The sequence below is a fragment of the Bacteroides timonensis genome (genome assembly GCF_000513195.1).
GTDB lineage: Bacteria > Bacteroidota > Bacteroidia > Bacteroidales > Bacteroidaceae > Bacteroides > Bacteroides timonensis.
Genome location: NZ_CBVI010000144.1, coordinates 1 through 24697 on the forward strand (window position 1 = coordinate 1; position 24697 = coordinate 24697).

13 protein-coding genes are annotated in these 24697 nt (G+C 43.3%); all 13 read right to left on the bottom strand.

Annotated features, from left to right (window positions below):
* Window positions 1-111 precede the first annotated feature (111 nt).
* The gene (locus BN161_RS31110) at window positions 112-225 is read right to left on the bottom strand and encodes a hypothetical protein (protein WP_394332316.1); all 114 of its coding nucleotides are present in this window, start codon (window positions 223-225) and stop codon (window positions 112-114) included.
* Window positions 226-368: 143 nt separating this feature from the next.
* Window positions 369-1355, bottom strand: a complete 987-nt coding sequence (locus BN161_RS24800; RefSeq protein WP_044271379.1) for a family 43 glycosylhydrolase — start codon at window positions 1353-1355, stop codon at window positions 369-371.
* A gap of 42 nt (window positions 1356-1397) precedes the next feature.
* The gene (locus tag BN161_RS24805) at window positions 1398-3962 is read right to left on the bottom strand and encodes a glycoside hydrolase family 3 C-terminal domain-containing protein (RefSeq protein ID WP_044271381.1); all 2565 of its coding nucleotides are present in this window, start codon (window positions 3960-3962) and stop codon (window positions 1398-1400) included.
* Between the two features lie 248 nt (window positions 3963-4210).
* Complete coding sequence (locus BN161_RS24810; RefSeq protein WP_074435188.1) at window positions 4211-6472, bottom strand: GH92 family glycosyl hydrolase; 2262 nt, start codon at window positions 6470-6472, stop codon at window positions 4211-4213.
* 130 nt (window positions 6473-6602) lie between these two features.
* Window positions 6603-7565 (bottom strand): family 43 glycosylhydrolase, encoded by a 963-nt coding sequence (locus tag BN161_RS24815; RefSeq protein WP_044271383.1) that lies wholly within the window; start codon window positions 7563-7565, stop codon window positions 6603-6605.
* Between the two features lie 37 nt (window positions 7566-7602).
* On the bottom strand, window positions 7603-9165 hold the full coding sequence (locus tag BN161_RS24820) for a glycoside hydrolase family 71/99-like protein (protein WP_052356420.1): 1563 nt from the start codon (window positions 9163-9165) through the stop codon (window positions 7603-7605).
* A gap of 104 nt (window positions 9166-9269) precedes the next feature.
* A complete protein-coding gene (locus BN161_RS24825) occupies window positions 9270-10028 on the bottom strand; it encodes a DUF3823 domain-containing protein (protein WP_044271427.1) in 759 nt (252 codons plus the stop codon).
* Window positions 10029-10047: 19 nt separating this feature from the next.
* Window positions 10048-12057, bottom strand: a complete 2010-nt coding sequence (locus BN161_RS24830; protein WP_044271386.1) for a RagB/SusD family nutrient uptake outer membrane protein — start codon at window positions 12055-12057, stop codon at window positions 10048-10050.
* 16 nt (window positions 12058-12073) lie between these two features.
* The gene (locus BN161_RS24835; RefSeq protein WP_044271388.1) at window positions 12074-15253 is read right to left on the bottom strand and encodes a SusC/RagA family TonB-linked outer membrane protein; all 3180 of its coding nucleotides are present in this window, start codon (window positions 15251-15253) and stop codon (window positions 12074-12076) included.
* A 105-nt stretch (window positions 15254-15358) separates the two neighbouring features.
* The gene (locus tag BN161_RS24840; RefSeq protein ID WP_044271390.1) at window positions 15359-17104 is read right to left on the bottom strand and encodes a hypothetical protein; all 1746 of its coding nucleotides are present in this window, start codon (window positions 17102-17104) and stop codon (window positions 15359-15361) included.
* A 525-nt stretch (window positions 17105-17629) separates the two neighbouring features.
* Entirely contained in the window at window positions 17630-19348 is a 1719-nt protein-coding gene (locus BN161_RS24845; RefSeq protein ID WP_044271392.1) for a family 43 glycosylhydrolase, read from the bottom strand.
* Window positions 19345-21669 carry a glycoside hydrolase family 31 protein gene (locus BN161_RS24850; RefSeq protein WP_044271394.1) on the bottom strand — a complete coding sequence of 775 codons (2325 nt, stop codon included), beginning with the start codon at window positions 21667-21669 and terminating at the stop codon, window positions 19345-19347. The genes BN161_RS24845 and BN161_RS24850 overlap by 4 nt, the downstream gene beginning before the upstream one ends.
* Before the next feature lie 10 nt (window positions 21670-21679).
* Window positions 21680-24544 (bottom strand): glycoside hydrolase family 3 C-terminal domain-containing protein, encoded by a 2865-nt coding sequence (locus BN161_RS24855; RefSeq protein WP_044271397.1) that lies wholly within the window; start codon window positions 24542-24544, stop codon window positions 21680-21682.
* Between the last annotated feature and the right edge of the window lie 153 nt (window positions 24545-24697).

Below are 24697 nucleotides of genomic sequence, written 5' to 3' on the forward strand. Positions count from 1 at the left end.
ATTGCTTGAAACTGTTTGTTTCATGCCGTGAAACTATCTGTTTCATTGCTTGAAACCGTTTGTTTCATGCCGCGAAACTATCTGTTTCAAGCTGAGATACCAGTACTGCCACTATAACTTCCAACTTACAGTATGGAATGAGTGGGGAGGCAACGTTAGCGCTACCCTCTGTTCCCTCACTTTTACACACATTGTTTCGTCATTATCAGTCACATTTGCAACAATGGCAGTGAATCAGAATATACCTGTCACAGTCGATATTGAAACCCACCAGATTAAAGTCTCCTGCAACATCCGCAGAAGAGTAAAAACTCATGGCAAAGTCATTAGCTCCCATCGGAAGACGGCAATAGTCGAAGCAAGCTATCTTATTTTCTTTGTTTCACCATCTGGATAGTTCCGTCTTCATTGTAGTAAAGTTTGTCTACACAAATAGAACGCAACCAGTCATGATTAGATAAAACACTGTTGTGGTAGAATGCAAACCATTGACCTTTATATTCTACGATAGAACCGTGATTGGTATAGCTGTCGGTAGGCTCCATATAGATACCCATAGATTTCCAGGGCCCGAGCGGGTTATCACTGATAGCATAGCGCATACGGTTGTCACCTTCCACACCGTCATTCCAGTTTTCATCGTGATTATCGGAATAAGAGAGATAGTATTTTCCATTATATTTATGAATCCATGTAGCTTCGTGGAAGTCTTCCAGACCTTCCATTTCCTTCATTTCTCCATCCAGTTCCACCATATTATCTTTCAACTTGCCGCCTTTACAAATCTGGCCGCCACCGTTATAGATATAAGCCTGACCGTCATCATCCACAAATACACAAGGGTCGATCAACGGATCCATTCCTTCAATATACCCCTGCACAGTAAAGTTAGCAGCCGGTTCTTTGCTGGTAGCTACACCAATCTTCCAACTATCATTCCACTTCGTATCACTGGGATGCGGGAAGTAGAAATAGTACGTACCATCCTTGTAAGCACAGTCAGGAGCCCACATAAATCCACCTTCTTTGCGTCCCCAGGGCACTTGTGACGAATTCAGTATTTCACCATGATCTTTCCAATTTACCATATCATCCGTAGAGAACACATGATAACGATCCATCAAATCGCAACCACGCGGAGGATCTATATCATGCGAAGCATATACATACAAACGTCCGTCCGCCCATACATGTGCCGAAGGATCGGCTGTGTACATGTGCGTGATAAATGGATTGGGAGCCATACTGTCAATTCCGGCCGCTTCTTCTTTCGTCGAATTGCTTTTAGGCGACTGACAAGAGAACATAACTCCCACCAGGAATAATGCAAAAATAGGATAAAAATGCTTTTTCATAAGTAATGTGTTTTATATTAGTAATTAATAGCACTGTTTCTGTCACTTCTGCAATACCGAAACCACTTTCTGTAAACGAATATCAGCAGAAGAAGCACCTACCATGATCGTATAATCACCGGAAGGACAGACAAACTTATCTTTCGCCTCATCCCAATAACGCAACAGATCTTTACGTAATTTCAAAGTCACCTTCTTGTTTTCACCACTCTTCAATGTGACACGCTCAAAACCTTTCAGCTCTTTGATAGGCATTACTTCATCCCGTTCAGGCAACTTCACATATACCTGAGCAACCTCATCACCTGCATATTTACCTGAATTCTTCAGTTGGAAAGAAACATTTATCTCCTCTTCACCATCTGCCACTTGCAGGTTGGAATACTTGAACGTGGTATAACTTAAACCATAACCGAAAGGATACAGAACATCCCCTTTGAAGTATTTATAAGTACGTCCCTTAGTTATATCATAATCATCAAACGGAGGGAGTTCATCCAGACTTCTGTAATAGGTCAATGGCAGACGGCCACCCGGATTATAATCACCAAACAAGACTTCCGCTACAGCCTTACCTCCGCTTTCACCGGGATACCAAGCATTCACGATAGCCGGAATATGCTCATCCATCCAGTTGATAGCCAATGAGCTACCTGCTACCAATACAACTACGATATTCGGATTTACCTTGTAGATTTCCTGCAAGAACTCTTGTTGGTCCGCCGGAAGCTGAATATCATATCTGTCTTGCCCTTCACGTTCTATTGACTTATTAATGCCCAATACGGCAACCACTGTCTCACACTCACGCACCGCCTTTCCGGCTTCGCCGTACAAATCCAGTCGCGTCACCTTTCCTACCTGTGGAACACGCCATTGCAGTTTGGCAATAGCATAGTCACGGTTATCATAATATTCAGCCTTCAACTGATAATCTTTTCCGGCTTCCAGATAAATAGTAGCGGTATCAGTCCGGACAGCATGTCCCGCCCACGCATCAATCAGCATCTTACCGTCAATGCTCAGGCGACAACCGTCATCCGATGTGACACTAAGTGTATATTGTCCGGTAACCGTAGGACGCAATTTTCCGGTCCAACGGACAGACAAAGGCGATTTAGGCAAGAAGGGATCCGGTGCCTGGTTGGCAGGCTCAAAGTTGATCCATTCTTCTTCACGCACTTTCGGAGTTCCCTGCAACTTGGTATTGTCAAAATACTCGGCCTTCAATCCTTCCGGAAAACTGGCACCCTGTATAAGTTCCATTCCGTCTACAGCTGACTTCCATGGGGCGTATGCCACTTTTACATCATCGCCTACCCTATCTTTAATACCTTGCAATACAGAGATCGGAGCGATTACCGGCAATCCGCTATAATCACCAAACTCACTGCTACCCGCATTGATACCTACCACTGCTATGGATTTTACATTCTTGGCGTTAAGCGGCAAGATTTTCTTTTGATTCTTGAGTAATACAATACACTCACGCGCAGCATTCAAAGCCGCTTCCTGATGTTCTGCCGATCCTATTACAGCAGGAGATATTTTTGTATAAGGATTCTGTTCTCCACTATCGAACAATCCTAATTCCATACGCGCTCTCAACACACGATAGGCTGCGGAGTCGATGTCCGCATCTGTAACCATATATTGACGGTATGCACTCAGCAAAGGCTGGTCATATACATCATCTCCACATTCCAGATCCAAACCTGCTTTTATGGATAAAGCAGCGGCTGCTTCTTTAGTCTTTACGTATTTATGAGCATTCACTAACAAGGAAGGTCCACCGCAATCGGAAACCACATATCCTTTAAATCCCCAGTCCTTACGAAGTACTTTCGTCAATAACCAGGCGTTCAAGGTACAAGGCACATCATTCAACGCATTGTATGCTGACATGATGGAAGCTGATTTACCATCCTTCACGCACGCTTCAAAAGCCGGAAGATAATATTCACGTAACTGTTTCTCTGAAATCTGCGGATTACATACAAAACGATTGTGTTCTTCATTATTAGCTGCGAAATGTTTGGGAGTCGACACAATCTTCAGATAACGGTCATCATCGCCTTGCAGACCTTGCACAAAAGCAGTACCCATGATACCACTTAAATAGGGGTCTTCTCCGTAAGTTTCCGGAGTACGTCCCCAACGTGGGTCACGCGCCATATTCACTGTGGGAGACCAGAAGGTCAACAAGTCACTGAACTGGCTTTTCTGCTCCCGTCCCTGATCCAATTCATTCCAACGGGCACGGGCCTCATCAGAAATAACCGTAGCTACCTGCAATTGCAGCTCTGGATTCCAGGTTGCCGCCAGTCCGATAGCTTGCGGGAAAACGGTAAAGCGTCCCGGTCGAACCACTCCGTGAAGCGCTTCGTTACCGTGGTAATACTTAGGAATATCCAGACGGGAAATTCCCGGAGAGGTGGCACGCAACAGGCTGATTTTTTCTTCAACCGTCAAGCGTGATAATAAATCCATGATGCGCTCATGCATCGGTGCTTTCCCATCCTTATATAGCTCTTGAGCCTGTGCCACTCCGGCACAGACTGTCAGTGCCAGGAGTATGACGTATATAATGCTTATCCTTCTCTTCATGGTGTCTATGATATTAACTGTCCTTACTTGTCGAGAGCCTAAGGATGAAGTATATATACCACTGCGTATTTTTATTTATACCGGTCGATATATGAATTTATACCGCTCGGTATAATTATTTATACCGCACGGTATAGTTATTTATACCGCTCGGTATAATTTCATATATCGATTGATATAATTATCTATACATAACGATATATATACTTCATCCTTAGCCTGTCGGATACTCTATACTCCGCCGACTGCTACCTCCCGGCTGATGGAGGCACTGCATCACCTGCGCTACCCCATGCCTTATTGGGTCTGCCGCCCATCACCAATACCAATTTCCCGCCTTCTTTTATGTCGTCGTGACTAAACCAAGGTCGATTCCATTCTTTTCCGTTCAATGTTGCAGATTGGATGTATTTATTTTCATCCGACGCACCTTGCGCTTCTATTTCAAATACCTTTCCGTTGCTCAACATCACCTTAGCCTTAGCAAACAAGGGACTACCGATATTATAAGCAGGGAATCCCGGTGTAACCGGATAGAAACCTAAAGAAGAGAATACAACAAATGCCGACATACCACCACCGTCTTCATCTCCCGGCACACCCATCAGGTCGTTACGGAACCAAGTCTTCAGCAACTGACGGATACGTTTCTGTGTCTTCCAAGGCTGACCTGCATAGTTATACAGATAAGGAATATGCAAAGAAGGTTCATTGGCCATTGAGAATTGTCCCACATTTCCCGTATGATCCGGTATCTGTGCATAGAAAGCATATTTGCCACGTCCCAACGGTTCACGGAAAGTCTGATCCAGATTTGCTATAAACTGTTGGTTACCACCCATCAAATCAATCAGATCGGCTACATTGTGAGGAACATCCCAACGATAAACCCAACCATTATTCTCACCATAATATTCACGGGCACCCATACCTCCGGAGAAACGATAATCGAATGGTTCGATCCACTTACCATTCTTATCCTTCGGATGGAAGAAAGCTGTTTCTGCATTATACACGTTGCGATAATTATGAGCACATTGCAGATAGTGAGCAGCATCTTCTTTCTTTCCCAACATATCGGCTATGCGCGACAGGCACCATTGGTCGTATGCTGTTCCCAATGTAACTGCAATCGGCTGACGCTTTTCGAAATGATGTACATTCGGGTCTGTTTCTTTTTCTCCTTCCTGAAGTGCAGGGATATATCCGTTCTTCTTATAGAAATCATCAATCCAACCGGCGGCAGCACCCGACCACGGAGCCAGTGTTTTTTCTTCAATTCCTTTACGGCAAGCTTCATAGGCCTTAGCCAAATCGAATTGTAAGCCTTTAGCGGCCGCATCAGCTACTGTTGCTACGGCATGATTGGAATTCATACGGCGGGAGTCACCTGTAATTTCAGGGAAGGTAGGCATCCACATATTACCCATTTGTTCAGCCATACGCAGATAAGAGTCAATCACATTCTTTTCCGTACCTTCGTCAATCAGAAGACGCAGGGGATGAGCTGCGCGATAGGTATCCCAAATCCAGTCGTCCGTATAGAAAGGTTCGCCATTATCCTCGTGTACTTTCCCGTCGAACGCACTGAAATAACGACCGCCCTCACTGATACAAACGGGACGTTCGAATATGCGATAGAGTGACGTATAAAGAATTTGCTTATCTGTATCACTGCCACCTTCTACTTGAATATCGCTCAATGCTTTATCCCAGATTTGGCGTCCCTTTTCTGCCAAAGCCTGTAGATTATAGTCTGGCAATTCACGTTGCAGATTCTCTTTAGCCTGTTCCTCGCTTATAAACGAAATACCATAGCGCAGATTTACCGTTTTCGTTCCGTCGGCAAAGTGCAGAACAGCACAGGCATTGCGTCCTTCTGCTTCCTTTGTGCCTGCCTCCATTTTACCATCAGCCAGGATCCCCGTTTCTATAGGAGCAATATCCGATTCTATATACAAGTACACACGCGTATTATTCTCCAGTTGCTGGTAACCGCTCACAAATCCGTCACCTGCTTTGATGGCACCGTTTCGTGAATTAATCATCATGTATACAGGTTTATCCTGCTGACTATAATCTATCTGATAAAGAGCTGACTGATGAGAGGGTGCATACTTCACTTTAATTTCCTCGTCATCGAGGATCACCTCATAATAATAAGGTTTCAACTTTTCATCATCATAGCTATAAGCTACAACCGGACGAAGATTCTCTCCTTGATACGGACTCAGGTTGAAAGCAGAACTTCCACGATGGCTGGTTACAATCAAAGGAAGACCGTTCAACTGATCTGTTGTATAGTCCGCCCGTTCGGGATAAACACGAAGCATACTATTCGGCAGATGAATAGTCGGGAAAGTAGGCACCAGCAAGTGACTGATATTTCCCATGTAAGGATTTACATAGTCAACCGGACCTTTCACGGCAGCTACTTGATTTTGTACTCCACTACAAGCGCCCAACATGGAAACTAAAGCTACGGAAGCCAGGCAATGTGTAATTTTCATAATATAACAGTTTTAGTTTATATTTATTCGTGAAGGCAAATGTAAACCTCTACACTTTCCCTTTCGATTAAAAAAGACTTAATAGCCGATTAAAATTGAATAAATGGCTAAATAAGTCTCTTTTTAATAATTATTTCTGCCCTCGTGTCTGTTTTACCACCTGTATTGTTCCATCCGAGTTATAATACAACCTGTCTACACAGACCGAACGAAGGTTTCCCTCCCCTGAAATAGAACAGTTATGATAGAAAGCATACCATTCACCTTTATATTCGGCTATAGATCCATGGCTTGTATCGCAACCTGTCGGTTCCAGATAAATGCCCTGATATTTCCACGGTCCCATCGGAGAGTCACTTGTTGCATAATTCAAGCGGTTGGCACCTTTTCCATTTTCCGAGTGGTTGTCAGCATACGACATATAGTAAACACCGTCTTTTTTATGCACCCAGGTAGCTTCATGAAAATCTTTCAGTCCTTCCATGTCTCTCAAAGGTTCAGCTACTTCCATCATATTATCTTTCAGTTTGGCTGCCGCACAACGACCGCCACCGCCATAATAGAAGTAAGCCTGTCCGTCATCATCTACAAACACACAAGGGTCAATCATTGCAAAAGCATTGCCCAATCCTTCAATATATCCCTGCACTTCAAAATCTTTGGCGGGATACTTGCTGGTAGCTACACCAACTTTCCAAGTATTATTCCAGTCATCGCCACTCGGATGCGGAAAATAGAAGTAATAAGTACCGTTCTTATATGCACAATCGGGCGCCCACATGAATCCACCGTCTTTACGTCCCCAGGATACCTGTGAAGAGTTCAGAATTTCACCATGATCTGTCCAATTTACCATATCATCCGTAGAGAATACATGATAGCGGTCCATCAAATCGCACCCACGTGGCGGATCAATGTCATGCGAAGCATACACATACAAGCGCCCGTCTTCCCATACATGGGCCGAAGGGTCGGCAGTATACATGTGAGTAATAAAAGGATTTGGCCCTAAAGTAACCGTTTTTTGCTTTTGGCTGTTACAACTCATCAATGTGAACGACAAGGCAGCCAAGGTGATTAAAAAAGTTTTCATACGTATATTTCCAATTAAATCATGTTATCGATTCTATTTAACGCTTCGGCTGTGTTTCCTGAAGAGCAATCTGCTTGCGCAACATTTTACCAGCCTGTCCGGTGAGCCACAGATAATAGTCAGTTTCCAGATCATCATCGATACCTTCAAAAGTGATACCCAATTCTTTTTCTGATTTGCACCAGCCATCAGTAGGAGCCGCTACTTTATTCTTCGCCATGAAGACAGTATTCTCAGTGCTTCTTCCGATGCCGTTCATGTCTGAATAAGAAATCTTTTCATTCTTCGGGTTATAAACCACATAGTATTCCACGTCGGCCGCATTACTGGGCACATCACTCTTTCTAAGTACCTTATAGATAGCTGTCCCTTCATCTATTTCATCGAACATAGCAATATACAACATCGTACAACCTCTACGAATACAGTTATGGAGTTGAGTCCAGAAGAACTTACCTCTTTCGCGGGATCCCCGTTCATAGTAAGGATGCATATTCAAATCCGAAGCACCCGGATAGCAATGCGGAGCATACTGTACTTTGCTTTCTCCAGACTCATTGACATTCTTACACCATTCTATATCCTTACCGACCATATTGGCAAATCCGCCTTCACTACCACCCGTGTTATAACTATTGATATCATTGAAACGACCTACATACCAAGGCATAATTACGTCCACACTCTTGATGAGAGCATGCAAGCTAGCTTTTCCGGGAGTATAGGTATCACCTCCGCCGGCACGCCAGTAAGTAGATACACCCAGCATGATGCTGTAACCCACTTCTTTCAGCTTGTCAGACAACTTCTGGATATCCTCATTGCTGTAACCACGTTCAGTAGGATTGAAACCTACCCCCCAAAGAGCAATTAGCGGTTTGCCATTCTCGTGCAGATAATATTTCCGTTTGGAGGCATAAGTATCATAGATTGCCTGAGCATCAGCAACGACTTTCTCGAAACGGGCAGGATTATAACCGCCAAGGTCATACATCACCGCAATAGCACGCTGATATTGGTCGGAACCATCCATAGCACTTGACAGTACCTTATCGAAGTGATCCTTACCGTCGGAATTATCAATCACTTCGCCTACAAAACGCTGCATAAATGCACCGTCAATGCCATACTCCTGCATCCACTTGAAATGCAGCATCACAGTAGACTTGTCATAAGCACTATACACCTGCGCCGTCGTTCCATCAGGATATTTGAATTCTGTATCATACTTGATTTCATACTCACTCATATCCGGCCAGAGGTCAATGCTGTTACGCAGTACACCGGGTTTGAACATATCGTTTTCACGATAGTGATACCACTCCGTATTCTTATGATTCGCATGGCTACAGCCATCGCCCGGTGTACCAAACCACCCTTGATAACCGGTCATCAGCAACCCTTTGTAAGTGGTGTAAGGCTCTCCATCTACATGAATGGGGACATCCGCACGCGGGTCTTCAGGTTCAACAGGTACCTCAGGCTTTTCGGGCTCTAAAGCAGGCGGAATATAATCATCATTACTATCTTTGCAAGAGGCTGTAGTGCATGCCACGAGAGCACAGAGCACTAAATAATATATCTTTTTCAAATTCATCATAGCTTTATTTATTGTTGTTCAGTCAAATAGAACCGGGAAAAGAAGCTGTATGCCTCCTCTCCCAGCTGCACCATCATATCAATCTAATTACGTTTCTGTTGTATTTACTTTTGAGGAATTTCAACTTTCACTATTTCCGTATAGTTGCACTTTTGGAAAGTATCGTCAACCCTGGCACCCACACGAACAAAATAAGTATAACCGGGCTTCACATCCACCTTGAAAGAGAAGATCTTGCTCTTGCCATCTTCCAGTTTTTCCAGTTTCTCCCAAGTACTTCTTACCTTGGAAATATAGTTCTTAGCATAAGGTTTCTCATCATCACTACCCATATCATTATAGTAACTAATGCAATTGCCTTCACCACAGAACTGATTAAGGCTCAGGAAAGGACGTATATCCAGAATTCGGGGAAGTCCCGTTGTAATAGGAGGAACATCCAGACGGCAGGAGATAGCCAGTGAGTCATCCACCAGTTCCGTCTTCAGATCAATCAGTTTCAGATAAGGAGTTACTTCGAAGTCATGAACAGCCTTTTTGCCAATACCTATACGAATAGTATCGGCAGGCCACCAGGCGCCTTCGGGAACTACGTCATACGTGCCTTTAAATAGCTTCGTATTGTTGAAAGTGCCATCCTGCTTCACAGGAATCGTTTGAGAACCGGGATTAAGACTGAAGCTTTTCTCCCAGATCTTCACCCGTCCTGCACCCTGATCGGCCAGGATATTCTCCCCCGTGGTTTTATCTATAATACGTCCGGTGAAGTGAGCGTCGGGTTCATCAAAATTGTCCACCTCCATACAGGAAGTCGCAAATAGAGTTAATACTCCAAACAACAGACTATGTTTCAACTTTTTCATATCCATATACAATTTAGTATTAATAACCATCATTACGTATAAGATTCGGATTCTTGCCGATTTCTCCACCCGGAATCTGTTCATAGTACCATTTCTTATCGAACGTAGCCTTACGGGCTACAACCGGCACTTCATTCAAGAAAATCCACTTATTCTCATTAAGTACGTAGTAAGGGAGCAACGTATGCGGTTGTTTACCATCCATAAAGTCAATATCAGCCACTCTCCAACGACGCAGGTCATAGATGCGCAGATTCTCAAAGCAAAGTTCACGTGCACGTTCATCACGAATGTACTGCAAGTTCTCATCTACCGGGAATCCGTATTTCTCCATACCCAGATCTTCCGGATTGTTGACCATCTGATGAGGAGTAGCGCCTGCACGTGCACGGACTTCATTAACGTAAGTAAATGCTTCCGCCTTCAACTTATCATCACCGGTTTCCAAACCCAATTCATAAGCAGCCTCTGCCCAGTTCAGTAAAACTTCACCGTAGCGGAATACCTTCCATGACTGCGAACTTCCAAAAAGACCACCTCTAATAGCAAGGTTTGAGTTAGGGTTCGTATATTTACGAATCAACGCCCCCATGTAGGAGTATCCCTCATCACCCGTACCTCTGAAACAACCATGCGGACCGGCTACTTTTACGTTCTTCTGATCACCGATATCCTGATACATCTGACTCGCTTCCACGTTCTGTGCCGTCACGCGATAGGCGTTCGTATAGTTATTCGTGCTGCCACCGGTTTCCGTAGTTCCGTCAGCCGCCGTTCCGGGATAGCTTTTGTATACACCAGCCTGAAAATCGAGTTTGATACCCGAACCTTTCTCAGTCATACCCGAGAAGAAGAAGATAGCGCGGGCACGAGGCTCCATCTCGCCCGAGTTCCAGAGGTCCTCCACATTGTCAAAGCGGATAGGCTTGCCTTCCTCGTCGGTCACGGCAGGCATCTCGAACATACGAATCAGCTCCCATGCGGGCTGTATGGCGCAACCCGGAGCACTGATACTCAAGTTACTGCCCTTAGGTAGAATCATTGAATCCCAACTGTGAAACAGCATAGTACCTTGATTATCCTTCAAGGCTATGTAATCACCATACTGTTTGATAAAGATATCCTCCGGAGTATTGTCTTTGAAGAACTGCTCGGCATAGGCAGCTTCCTTGTCACTACCGTCGTTCAGCGCATAACCACCCTCCTTGACAAACTTGCAGGCGTCATAGGCATATTGATAAAATTCCTTAGCCTTTTCGGGAGCAATACTCATAAGACCTGCATCCACGGCTGGTCCTGTTATTTTGCCATAGCTGCCATATTTTGCAGCGGAAGCTGCATAAAGCATAGCACGGCTCATTAACGCTGCCGCTGCATAGCGGTTGGGGCGACTGGCATCTCCCTTGGCAGCAGACATATGATTCATGGCATATTCCAGATCATTGTGAATAAACATCCAGCAATCATACTCTGTGCTACGAGGCAATTGCAATTCAGCAAGCGGTGCTTTCGGATCGAGTACCTTGTCCACAATGGGCACACCTCCATAGCGCTTCACCAGTCCAAAGTAGTAAAAAGCCCGCAAGAAAAATGCCTCAGCATAAAGATTTTCGTATGTTTCCTCATTATAGTATTCCTTGTAATTAGGAAATTGCTCCATGAAATTATTAATGTCACGGATGCGGTCGTAAGGCCAATATCCCCAACCGTCACCATAGGAAGTGGTACGTCCGGTAGCTTCCATAGCTGCGGATGCCGGACTCGCTTTCTGCGCACCCCACTGATTCGCTTCGTGCCAACCGGCCGCACAGACTGTGCCGAAGCCATTGTGTTCACCATTCATCGCAAAGTTGAAGTCTTCAATCGGCAGATCCTGGAAAACCATGGCCCAGTATTTCTGCAGACCACTCTCGGATTTCATCAGCACATTTTCATAGATCAGACCTTTGGGTTCCAAGTCCAAATCATAACAAGATGACATCGTCAGGCCTAATGCTGCTGCTACAAATATATATTTGATATTTTTCATGTTCTATCCTCTCGTATTAGAATTTAATTGTTGCACCAATATTGAATGTACGGTTCACCGGGTAGTTGTAGAACAAGACACTATTTTTATTGGGATCTTCGTTCGCACCGCCCTTTTCTCCCGGACGCTCCGGATCTATATTATCCAGTCCGGTAAAAGTCAAAAGATTGTAAGCATTGAAATAAACGCGAAGATCTTTAACACCTGCCTTAGCCAACCATGTCTTAGGCAAGGTATAGCCCACTTCCAAAGTTTTCAAACGGATATAGGAAGTATTCTTAATGCCCGTGCTACCCGTATTAAAACTATGTCCGGTAGCCGGATAGAGACCGGATACCCACTTAGTATTCGGATTCCACGGATCGTCCGTCGGTTTCTCCGTATGCCAGCGATCTTCGTAAATATTCAGTACGGCAGCACCGTTGAATGGCCCTACCTCAGTAAATACTTCACTATAGGAACTGTATACACCTGCTGAACCTTGCCAGTTCATAGAAAGGTCGATACCTTTCCAAGCAGCCCCCAGTGTGATACCGTAGTTGAATACCGGCAAGTTGAAGGTAGCCATCGGATGTCTATCCGAATCATCTATAATACCGTCACCATTCCAGTCCTTGTAATAGTAGTCACCTGGCAAGGTACCTTGACCGTAATTCGCACCTGTTGTACCATGATAACGGATATCATCGTAACTGCCGAAACGTCCACCTTCCTCATAAGTAAACCAAATATCCTTATTACGACCGGAAACATCTCTGCGATACCAGTTATCCATAGAATTGGAAGCTTGACTATCGGAATGATAATCCCAACGATTCTTGGTCGCACTGATTTGTCCGTTTACCCAATAAGTAACTCCTGCCACTCTGTTACGGTGCCCTAAGCTGATTTCCCAACCAAATGTTTCATCACTTTCCTTATTCTCTTGCGGAAGGGAGGCACCTACAATGCCAGGGATCTGTGCAGAAGAAGTAGCCAACAATCCATCACGTTTACGCTTGAATACTTCAAACGTACCACTCAGTTTCTGGTTCCAAAGGTCAAAGTCTACGCCAAGGTTATAAGTCTTAGCTGTATACCATGTCAAATCCGGATTAGGGATAGATGTTGCCGAAACACCGGAAATCAGAACCCCATTATAAACATAGCCCAATTTACTGGGATTAAGTTCATAGGCTACAGCTGTCTGTGGATAGGTATTGGCTCTACCATCATCACCCATTTCACCGTAAGAAGCACGAATCTTCAGGTTACTGAGGAACGGTACCCACTCTTTCATAAAAGCCTCTTCGCTGACACGCCAGCCTGCAGATACAGCAGGAAAGAACCCCCAGCGAGAATTTTTCGGGAAACTGGAAGAACCATCATAGCGAAAAGAAAAGTCCACCATATAACGACCTTTATAGTCATAATTGAATCTACCTACCAAAGCCTGACGAACCTTGTCGCCCGCAAGACCTGCACCTACAATCTGATTACTTTTCTCACCATATATCAGATATTCCCCATCCAACTTCATAATCGCCTGTCCGTAGAAATTATCCCACTCATTATACTGCTCTTCAAACAATATCAAGCCCCCCACATTGTGATCGCCGAACTTATTGGCATAGTTCAAAGAGAGCTGCATTACAGTACCATGGCTGGGATCAGTTCCCCGACGTAGATAACTGTCAGCATTACGGTCATAAGTCTTCATCTCTCCACCTACCATTTCATACAATTGATAGGCACGTTTGTATTCCGTATTGTTCGATGAATTGTAATCATAGCTATAGAAAGCTTTAGCCTGTAAGCCTTTCACACCGGGAATATCATACGCCAACGTCAGCGAACCATTGAAGTTTGTACGCTTCTCTCTGCGGTAGCCAGTGAAACGACTGTCAGTAGTAGCCACCGGATTATCATTGTCAGAAAGTTCCGAGTCGTAACTGGGCAGATCATGATCCCCATTCAGCCAAGCCTGTGAAGTAGGCCGCAAAGTCCATGCCTTCTTGTAGACCGTCCACATGTCAGTAAACGGTTGATTCTTCTCGTCCATATAGCCGCTCAACTGCACGGTAGCCTTCAATCGGTCAGTGATTTTAGCATCCACGTTACTGCGGAAGTTCCAGCGGTCATAGTTCAACGAACCGCTCTTATAGGAACCTTCCTGCTTCATATAGCCCAAATTAAAGAAATAACTTATCCTCTTCGAACCACCATCCACACTAATGTTATATTGTTGTTGCGGTACATTATTATCAAACAGTTCGTCGGCCCAGTTGGTACCTCTATTGTTCTTGGAACTATATTCCATCATCTGCTGCCATGTATATTTCGGCGAGGTACGACGGGGATAGTTAGTGCCAAAGTCATTATAAGACTTCTCGTTGATCAACAACATGTGGTTGGCTGCAGAAGCTGTTTCAGGCATATATAGAAACTGTTGCCAGCCATAGTTTGCAGAAAAAGTAATATCAAACTTACCATCACTGCTTTCTCCACCATGCTTGGATGTTACCAATATAACGCCATTGGCAGCACGAATACCATAAATGGAAGCAGAAGCGTCCTTCAATACAGATACCGATTCTATTTCATTGGCATCCATACGTGAGAAATAGGCCTTGTCACGAGGAATACCATCAACCACGATCAACGGCTCACCCAAACCACGGATATCGATGGCATTATCGAACTCACCGGGTTGTGAACTTTTCTGTGTAATACGCACACCGGGTATTTTTCCGGAAAGCATATTCACCACATTCTCATTCTTAGTCACGGCAATTTCCTTATTATTAACAGCTGAGACTGCACCTGTCAAAGTCGCTTTCTTCTGCGTACCGTAACCTACAACTACTACTTCTTCCAGTGTCTTGCTATCTTCCTGCAAAGTGACTTTCAATACGGTATTAGCTGCCGATACTACAGCATCCAGATAGCCGATAAAGGTAATTGTCAGTTTGTCTTTGGCAGAGGCTTCTATCTTGAACACACCGTCTATATCAGTGATTGTTCCTCGGGTAGTACCGCTCACCCTTATGTTTGCTCCGATAACCGGCTCGCCCGTATTATCGATGACGGTTCCCTGAACCATCCGGTTCTGAGCCGACATAGGCAATGCCGTCAGGAGGCATAGAAGTACAATCATCATCGTTCTCCATGAAAAAGATGCACTTCTTTTTATTTTATTAGAATTATAATGTTTCATGCTTAGATTTTCTGTTCATTAAAGAAATCTTCATTTTTTAGTGATAAGAGGTGTACCCGTCGCTTGTACAGGGGTACCACCTCTTAAAGTTTACTTAGAGGAATCTTAAGGCTTGGGAGCCGGCATTGTTGCACCTTCCGGAGCCACACGACGGTTGATAAAGAGCATGCCCAACTGATCTGTACCTGCTGCATGAAGCGGCTTCACGCCATAAGCATATTCGTAACCAGCACCAAGGGCGATGCGGAGCCCATAACCTGTATAGCTTTCAGGGAAGTTGAAGTCACCGGTCTTTTCATCCATTGTGAAGTCACCGAAGCCCCACTCCTTTATATTGTTATAGAAACCTACCGGATCGTTGATGTATTCATTATATTGTCCCATCCAGCCGTCATAGCCATAACCTTCACCAGCATCATAAGTCTTGCCGTTGACATCTGTATATTTTCCATCAGTACCCAAAGAAGCCGGAACATAGACAGCAAAGCCACGGAAGAAATAATAAATGCCACGACAACCTTCCGCATACTTTTTGGCAAGATCCCCCATTTCCAACGTCGATCCATTATTGAAAATCAACTCTTCATCACCCATTTTGATACTATACTTCAGCCAATTAGGAAAGAATCCATCTGCTCCATTATGAATGGTAGGGATATCTGTCTCATATTTAGAAAGAGTCTTCGGGAAGTTCAGCTTTCCTGCCCCCAGTGGTTGAGCTTTTACTGTACCACCCCATTCCGCTTCGTAGTTACCAACCAGTCCGTTTGCTGTGAAGTCCACATCAGCCAGTTCATCAACAATAACCACATAAATTTTAGCTTTTATCACATCGTCAGCAACCACATTCACCAAGAATCCCGGACGTTCTTTATTATCATTGAAGCTGGTTCCCGGTCTTGTACTGAATTTCCAAGTACCATCGGTTTTCAAACTCGTCTTAAGTAAATCTACTTTTTCCTGCGCTTTTCCACCCGGTTGTTTACTACTGCTAGCGACGACGAATTCAGCCTTGTCAGGAAGTTCTGAGAATAGATTATTGAAGTTTAAAGTTCCCAGCAGATCAAGACCGTTCATAGTCATTTCCTTGAAACCATCGGCTAAGTCTTTCGGGGCGTAATCAGCTTTGATGGTAACACCACCCAGATCTTCGGCTACAGCCGAAAAATCATCAGCTACTTTCACATTGAAATAATTTGAACCGATGACCGTTCCTCTGAACTTCATTTGCAGAGATACAGCATACATCTTTCCAGCTTCCGCTTCACCCAACGCCTTAATGGGAACTACAATGAAACCACCATCCAGACTTGCCGCACCATTAACCTTAAATTGCTCGCCATCAGCAGCACGAGTTAACACATGAGACTCAGCAATCGTAAATTCTGCACCTTCTATACTTGTTAAAGCTGGTCTTGGCAGGAATTTTACAATTGCACCAGTATTGCCAATCTCTACAATACCATCTATTGTTTCGGGGCTATAGATTAAAGAGTTGACAGCAGAACCCAATGGGAGTTTATATTCCGTACCATTTACATTGATGATGGCTTCCGTATCAGTCATTGTAACGGAAATATTACCTCCACCCGGTTTTATCACAATTTTTTGTCCATCACTCAACGACAACGTATAAATACCAGTTTGCTCGTCCAACTTGACTTCTACAATACTCGCACCAGTCTTCAAAGCCTTATCTAAATCAGCCTTCAAATCGCCAATAGCCGTTTCTACCACTGATACTCTTGATTTAAGATCATCAATATCATCATCATTATTACATGATATAAAGGTTCCCGTTGACAGAACCATTGCTCCGCACAGGAGCACTTTGATAAATTGTTTATTCATAATAATTAAATAGAAGTTATTAAATAAATATAGAATTTGATTGTTTCCAGAATATTCTTTCAGTATTCAACTGAAATGACCTCTTATAGATTTCCGGTGGAAGTCTATATCTACCTTTCATTTGATTAAGTAACTTGTGTCTTTCCATAATTAATAATTTATTAAATTTAAAAATTAACTTCAGCGATTATTCCTCATCACATTTAAGAGGATTACATCAGGTGAAGGGCACTTTACGCATAGTTGTGCATTTTTCATATTTATTAAACCCGGGTTCTAAAATTATATGAGACAAAAGTATGCCTATACCGTTAATATTCTCCTTAAAAAGACATTAATAGAAGAGGCTTTTTTATCAAAAAAGAAGGGTTCAACAGCTTTTTAACGCTTCCACATTAAAAAAGGATATATAAATAGATTAATTGAAAAGAAACGTAGCTTACAAGTTCGTATTCGTCAATTACGAATACGAACTTGTAAGCTACAATACACAATTTTATCCGATATAGATAGCCCTTTTATGAATTAAAAGTCATCAGCTCCTACACCATTTTCATTAAAAGCAATGATAGAAAAATAATATTCTGAATCCCTATTAAAATAGCGGGCCTCATATTGATTGTCGTAAACCACCATTGAATGGGTAAGTTTTTCTTTTTGTGTTCCCCAACGTAAAATGTATCCTGTTACATCTTCTTGAGAATCCCATACAAAACGGTAGATACGTTTGTCATTCTCATCACGCGAGGTCTGGAAACCTGTTACAGCAACGGGAGCTTCACCACCACCTTGTCCGAAGATACGCAAATCAAATAAGGAGAAAGAGCCTTCCATATCTTTTGAATTGCAGATTTTCAGGTATTGCATTTTCGCTGGTGTAGCCAGAGTATGCAATTTATGAGGAGCATCTTGCTGATTCTTTTCTTCATCTACCAGACGAGTCCATTTATTTCCATCTACCGACCCTTCAATATAATATTGATATACCACCGGTCCATGGGGAGCATGGATATTAAAATTATGATCTGCAAAATTAACCTGAATGGCCTTCACATCCATAGGCTCGCCAAGATCAATTTGTAACCATTCACCTTTGTTACCAGTCTGCGCAGCCCACCAAGTCTCGACTTGCTCATCATTAGCCAATTCCGGTTCGTAACCTTCAAGAGAAGAAGATGCAGCTACTTTCTTCTTATACGAAAGCAGGTTCCACCCCATGTTGATATCTTCTTTTTCGAAGTCTACTTTCCTGTCGGGAATACAGAAGGGGTAATCTGCAAAAGTAGTAAGCGCATACATACCGTATTTATCAGAAACAACTACCGGGAATAATCCCAAACGACGTTCGAACCAGTGACGAACAGAAATAGTCATGGAAGCTACATGCCAGTAATTTCCATATTTATCCTTGAAGGTATGTCCATGTCCGGCACCACCAATAAAACCACCGGGTTTGAAAGAAAAAGGATTATCTTCTACATACTCGAAAGGTCCTAACGGATTATCGCCTATATAGTTACCATCACCATAAATACGATATTGAGTACCGGGAGCGGCATACTGCAAGTAATAACGTCCATTATGCTTCAGCACACACGGACCTTCATTCCAGCCTTGGCGCGGTTCTTCATTATTCTTACCGGGAACTTCCCAACCATATTTATCACAATTATGATGTATCAAAGCTTTAGGTTCACCGATAGCACGGAAACCATCTTTGGGATCTACTTCTACTCCCATTATCGGATCTATATCCGAACATCCCCAATAAAGATAAACTCTTCCATCATCATCCTTAAAGAAGGCCGGGTCATGCTGAGGATACTCAAATTTTGTATCTACTTCTTCCCAAGCATCTTTTTCCGGATGAGCATTCTTATAAATCCGGGTATTTCCACTGGAAGCGGTAAAGTAAAGTGTATCACCATAAACAAGAATTGTAGGCGCATAATCTTCCATAGTCGGAATAGTTGTACAAGGAATATATTCCCACTTTGCCAAGTCTTCGGAGCGCCAGTAACCACCGGACTTAGAAGCAAACATATAATAATATCCTTTGAAATATTCCAGTACCGGATCGGCAGCTTCACGCCGTGACTCTTCATTCGGTTGGAAACGATAATTCAAATCAATAGGATTTGTCACAATCCGATCACTATTAACCGTAGTCCGTTGTTCCGAAGCACAACTGACCAACAAGCCTGACATCCAGGCTATACTAACTAATTTCGCAATGCTTTTCATGGTAGTTTTATATTAAGTTTCTTTCCTTTATACTCCACATTCACAGTATACGATTCATTATCCAATCCCAACCCTTTCAGATTATCTACAACAACGATACGGAAGTTACGATTTTGCAACATGCCATCATAACTACCCTGACGAGGATGGATAGTTAACTGCCTATCCTTGTCACTCCACGTCATACGGACAGTGGTATATTTATCTTTTTCGTAATTATAGTTATCATCCTCGTCTTCATATAAGGTAAATTCTCCATCGGCACCTGGATAGATGCGAACCTGCAAATTATCCCATGACTTCTCGGTTGCAAACTGAACGGAAGGTCCGGCAGGAATGATGGAACCTGCTTTCACATATAATGGGATGATATCAATGGGAGCTTCACGGCTAATCTCCTGCCCGCCCTTTTGCTTTTCACCTGTCCAAAAATCAATCCATTGCGTACCCTCAGGCAGATACAGGGAGCGTCTCTCTACTTCACTTATTACCGGAGCTACCAATATGGACTTTCCAAACATATACTCATCGCCTATATCTGTAACCTTTTTATCTTCCGGAAAGTCAGAGAACAAAGCACGCATCAGACTTCCACCATTAGAAGTAACCTCCCATGAGGTTGAATAAATATAAGGTAATAATCGATAGCGAAGATTAATCATTTTCTCTTGCGCATCGAAAGCCCAGTATCCACGTTCACCAAACATAAATATTTCACGGGGAGTGTTTGTACCATGCGAGCGCATCATTCCCGTAAAAGCTGCAAACTGCATCCAACGCACATACAATTCATGGAATGCCGGATCTTTCACACCTTCCGGAAACTTTCTGCCAGAAAAGAAACCACCAATATCAGAATTCCAATAAGGAATACCTGTCAATGAGATATTCAAGGCTGCCGGAATCTGATTACGCAACACATCCCAATCGGAAACAACATCACCGGACCATGCCTGGGCGGCATAACGTTGCTGACCTGCAAAAGCAGAACGAGTCAGAATAAAAACGCGTTTATCGGAAGTCTCCTGTCTTTGATGATCATAAACGCCGCCCACGCTTACAAGCGGGAAAGCATTACGCACTTTACGGAAAGAGCCCAGATAAGTTTGAAAATCCATGTCTCCTTCTTTCATCGGGCTATGTTCCGGTTCGGTTGCATCCAGCCACCAACCATCCATTCCGATGCTGAACATATTTTTATTCATATATTTCCAATAGATATCTCTCACTACGGGATCATAAGTATCATATACCTTCACACCATTATCCTGCGGGAAAGTTTCATGTATCATCAACTTGTTCAGAGCTTTCAAATCAGCATAGATTCCGGTAGCGGGTCCAAAAGAAGGCCACACTGAAATAATAGCATGGGCATTCAGATGGTGCACCTCTTCCATCATTTTCTTTGGATCGGGAAATCTCGGATTACGAAATTCCATCGCATTCCAATCTTTATGGTCTTCTCCCCAATAACGCCAGTCCTGAATAATGCCATCCAGAGGCACCTTCAGGTCACGATATTTCGCAACAACGCTAACCAGTTCATCCTGGCTGACATATCGCTCTCTTGATTGCCAAAAACCGAATGTCCAAAGTGGAAACATGGGAGCCTGTCCTGTCAATTCACGCAATCCAGCCACTACTTTATCTGCTCCGCCGCCATAAATAAAGTAATAATCACACAAATCACCAACCTCCGAATCAAAAGTCATCCCTTGTGCATTGTCTGTAAAAGTGGTAGGAGAATAATTATCCCAAAACAATGCATAGCCTTTGATGGAATGGACCAAAGGAATACATATTTCCGTATTCGCCTGTTGCAAGAAAAGAGTTTGATTACGCTGATTCATCTTTCCCAGCTGGTGCTGTCCCAAACCATAAATAGCCTCATCACTATCCAACAAAAAAGTTTGGCGAATCCGATATGTAGAATTACCTGCATCATTGAAAGAAGTGAAACCTGTGGAGGAAGGTTTTTCTACCAACAATGCCTTCCCGTCTTTAGTCGCAAAGCGAACCTGGTTCTGAACGATATCCAGCAAAACGGTCAGTTCGGAAGTAGTAAGTATTACCTGATTATTTGCTTCCTGTATCTTATACTTCACCTTTTCTGGTTGCATCGTAACAGATAACGACTGTTTTTCCGGCGCTTGCCCAAGAGGATACTTCTTCACACGAATAATGGAAGAAGAGAAGCACTCAAGTTCCACACAGGCAGCTTTTGTCTTTACTTTTACTCCATGTGGAGTACGCAATACAGATTGTCCCCATAACGGGACAATCTGTATACATAGGCATATAAATGCTAACAGTTTCTTCATTATATCAAGTTTATATAGACAACACTTTATATTTAGTGGTGAACAGTACATCTCCGTCATTATTCTTATCCACACTGAAAGGTATCAGTTTCTCTTCTCCCGGAGACAGTTCATAATGCACATTCTCTCCTGTCTTCTTACCTCCAACGTACATTTCTATCTTACCTGTATCCATCAGAGTACCATTGTTCTTAACAGATACCCAGATTGTCTTCTGATTTTTCAGCAAGTTCTCTTCAACTTTGAACAATGACAAACCGAAATCTGCGGCAAATTCATGAGTATATTCAAGCATACCGGACAATCCTTTCTTTGCATCCGCATAACCTACACTATCTTTTATACGGTCTTTTGCCACATACTGAGGGCTAACTCCACCGACTAATATCTTAAACTCTCCTTTTTCTACTACTCTGTCCATACGATCATTGAGTAATGAGAGTTCATAAGGTGTCAGTTCAAAAGAAACTGTCTTTGACTCACCCGGTTGCAGATGAACACGAGTGAAATCTTTCAGCTCTGTAATACGCGTTTTCACGCTGGCATACATATCAGTTATATACAACTGAACAACTTCGTCTCCGGCACGTTGCCCCACATTCTTCACAGTTGCCTGTACTGCAACATTACCATCATCCTTTTCCTGTATCTTCAAACCGGAATATTCAAAAGAAGTGTAGCTTAAACCATATCCAAAATAATAAAGAGGATAAAATTCCATGTCTGAATATTCATAACGACGACCGGAAGTTTTAAAGTTATAATACAGAGGAAGCTGACCTACATGACGCGGGAACGTCATCGGCAAACGACCGGCAGGATTATAATCACCGAACAGCACATCAGCCGTAGCCGGACCACCTTCTTGTCCCGGTAGCCAGTTAACAAGAATAGCTTTACACAGTTCTGACGCCTTAGACAAGTTGTAAGGACGACCTGCCTGAAGAATTAAGATTACAGGTTTACCGGTTGCACAAACAGCTTCCAATAACTCCTGTTGTTTACCAGGTAAAATCAGAGTGGCATAATCATGGTTTTCTCCGGAAGTCTTGTAAACATCTGTCGTTGATTCACTGGTAGAGCAATCTCCCAAAACCAACACTATTACATCCGACTGAGAAGCTGCTTTCACTGCCTTGGGAATATCCGTCCCATTCGAACTTGTAAAATCACAACCTTGCTCATAGACTACCTTTGTCTGCTTATCTACCGCTTGTTTGATACCTGTCAATACAGATTTCAACTGACCGGGTAAAAGTTTGGGAGTATAGTCACCAGGCTGGAGATCATCTGCTCCGGGACCTACTACAGCAATCGTACGCATATCTTTAGCCAAAGGCAATATGTTATCTTTATTTTCCAGCATTACAATAGATTCGCGTGCTGCCTGACGTGCCATTTCTTTATGGCTGTCTGAGTTCCATCCCGGATATATCTTGTTCCAGTCCAAAGGTTTATTCGGTGTCTTCTCAAACAGTTCGTTACGGAACATCATACGCAGCATGGTGCGACAAACCTCATCCAGGTTTTCCATATTGATACGTCCGTCTTTTGCAGCTTGTATCACCTCTTTGTCATTGTAAGTATCACCACAATTGGTAGCGATGCCTGCCGCCAGAGCCTGATTAGCGGCTTCTATCTTATCTTTTGCTGTATAATGTTTACGGGCAGTCAGATTACCGATAGCACCGCAGTCACTCACAATAAAGCCGTCAAATCCCCATTCCTCACGCAGAATACTATGCAATAACTCTCTGCTTTTAGCAACCGGCACACCCAGATAATCAGAATAAGCCATCATTACAGATTGGCAGTCATAGTTGCGGATGACATGGCGGAACGGAACCAAATGCACCTCACGCATTTCACGTTCGGACAAACCGATATCATGGGAATCACGTCCGCCCAGCGGGGCGCCATGCCCACCAAAATGTTTCGGAGTAGTAAACAAGCCTTTAGATTGATATCCTTTAATCCAGGCTCCACCAATTTGTGATACCAGCACAGGGTCTTCACCAAATGTCTCCTCACAACGTCCCCAACGTGCATCCTGTGCCACATCGAGTACCGGAGACCATGCCTGCATAGTACCTGCTGCAAGAGTTTCGTCACCAACAGCCATAGCCACATCTTCTGTCAGTTTCTTATTCCAGGTAGCTCCCATTGCCAATGCTTGCGGAAAAATAGTAGCACCGCTACCGTATGAGAACCCATGCACCGCTTCTACTTTTGTAATGGGCGGTACATATAAATGAGGAATCCCCGGGATCCCCCATCCCTCGCGTATTAATTCCATCTTGTCTTCCGGGGTCATTACACTCAGCAAACTTTCCACACGTTCTTCCACCGGAAGCGTCGGATCCATATAACGAAGAGATGTTTTCTCTCCTTTTCGGTCTTTCAGCACTTTATCAGCCAAAAGTACCTCTACCTCTTTCACCGAAAAAGGTTTCACACGGCTATTGCCTTTAAATGCCAGTCGAACGTGAGCACCGTATTTAGGTGAAAACGTAACCTGCATTTCTTTCGGACTACCCTTCACCTGATAGTCTACCGGAACTCCCAGATTCATCGGATCATAAGTAACAAATACACTCATCAATTGCTTCAGTTCTTCCTTTGATACACCCTGCATCTGAAGGTTAAGTTCACACACATCACCGGGAGTCTGTATGGTAAACATCAGCCACTGGTCCGTCTTCAGGTCCTGAGCATTCACTTCCCACATCGTTTTCGGATCTTTATCAAAAGCCAGCGAAGCTTTCTCCAGTTTGGTTGATGCCGACACTGATAAGATATCACTTGGCTGTTGAGCCATTATAAAAGAGCAGGACAATATGCCTGCAAAAAGAAACAAGTGCTTTTTAAAATTCATACTATCAGATATTGATTTTACTCTGTTTGATGTTGCAAAGTAAACGGTAACCTATTAATAAAACAGTGAAACTATAATTAATGAAACATTAAAATCCGCTTAATGAGGCTCTTTAAGTGAAAAAGAGAAGTCCTCCCTGAAGAATTGTATAAT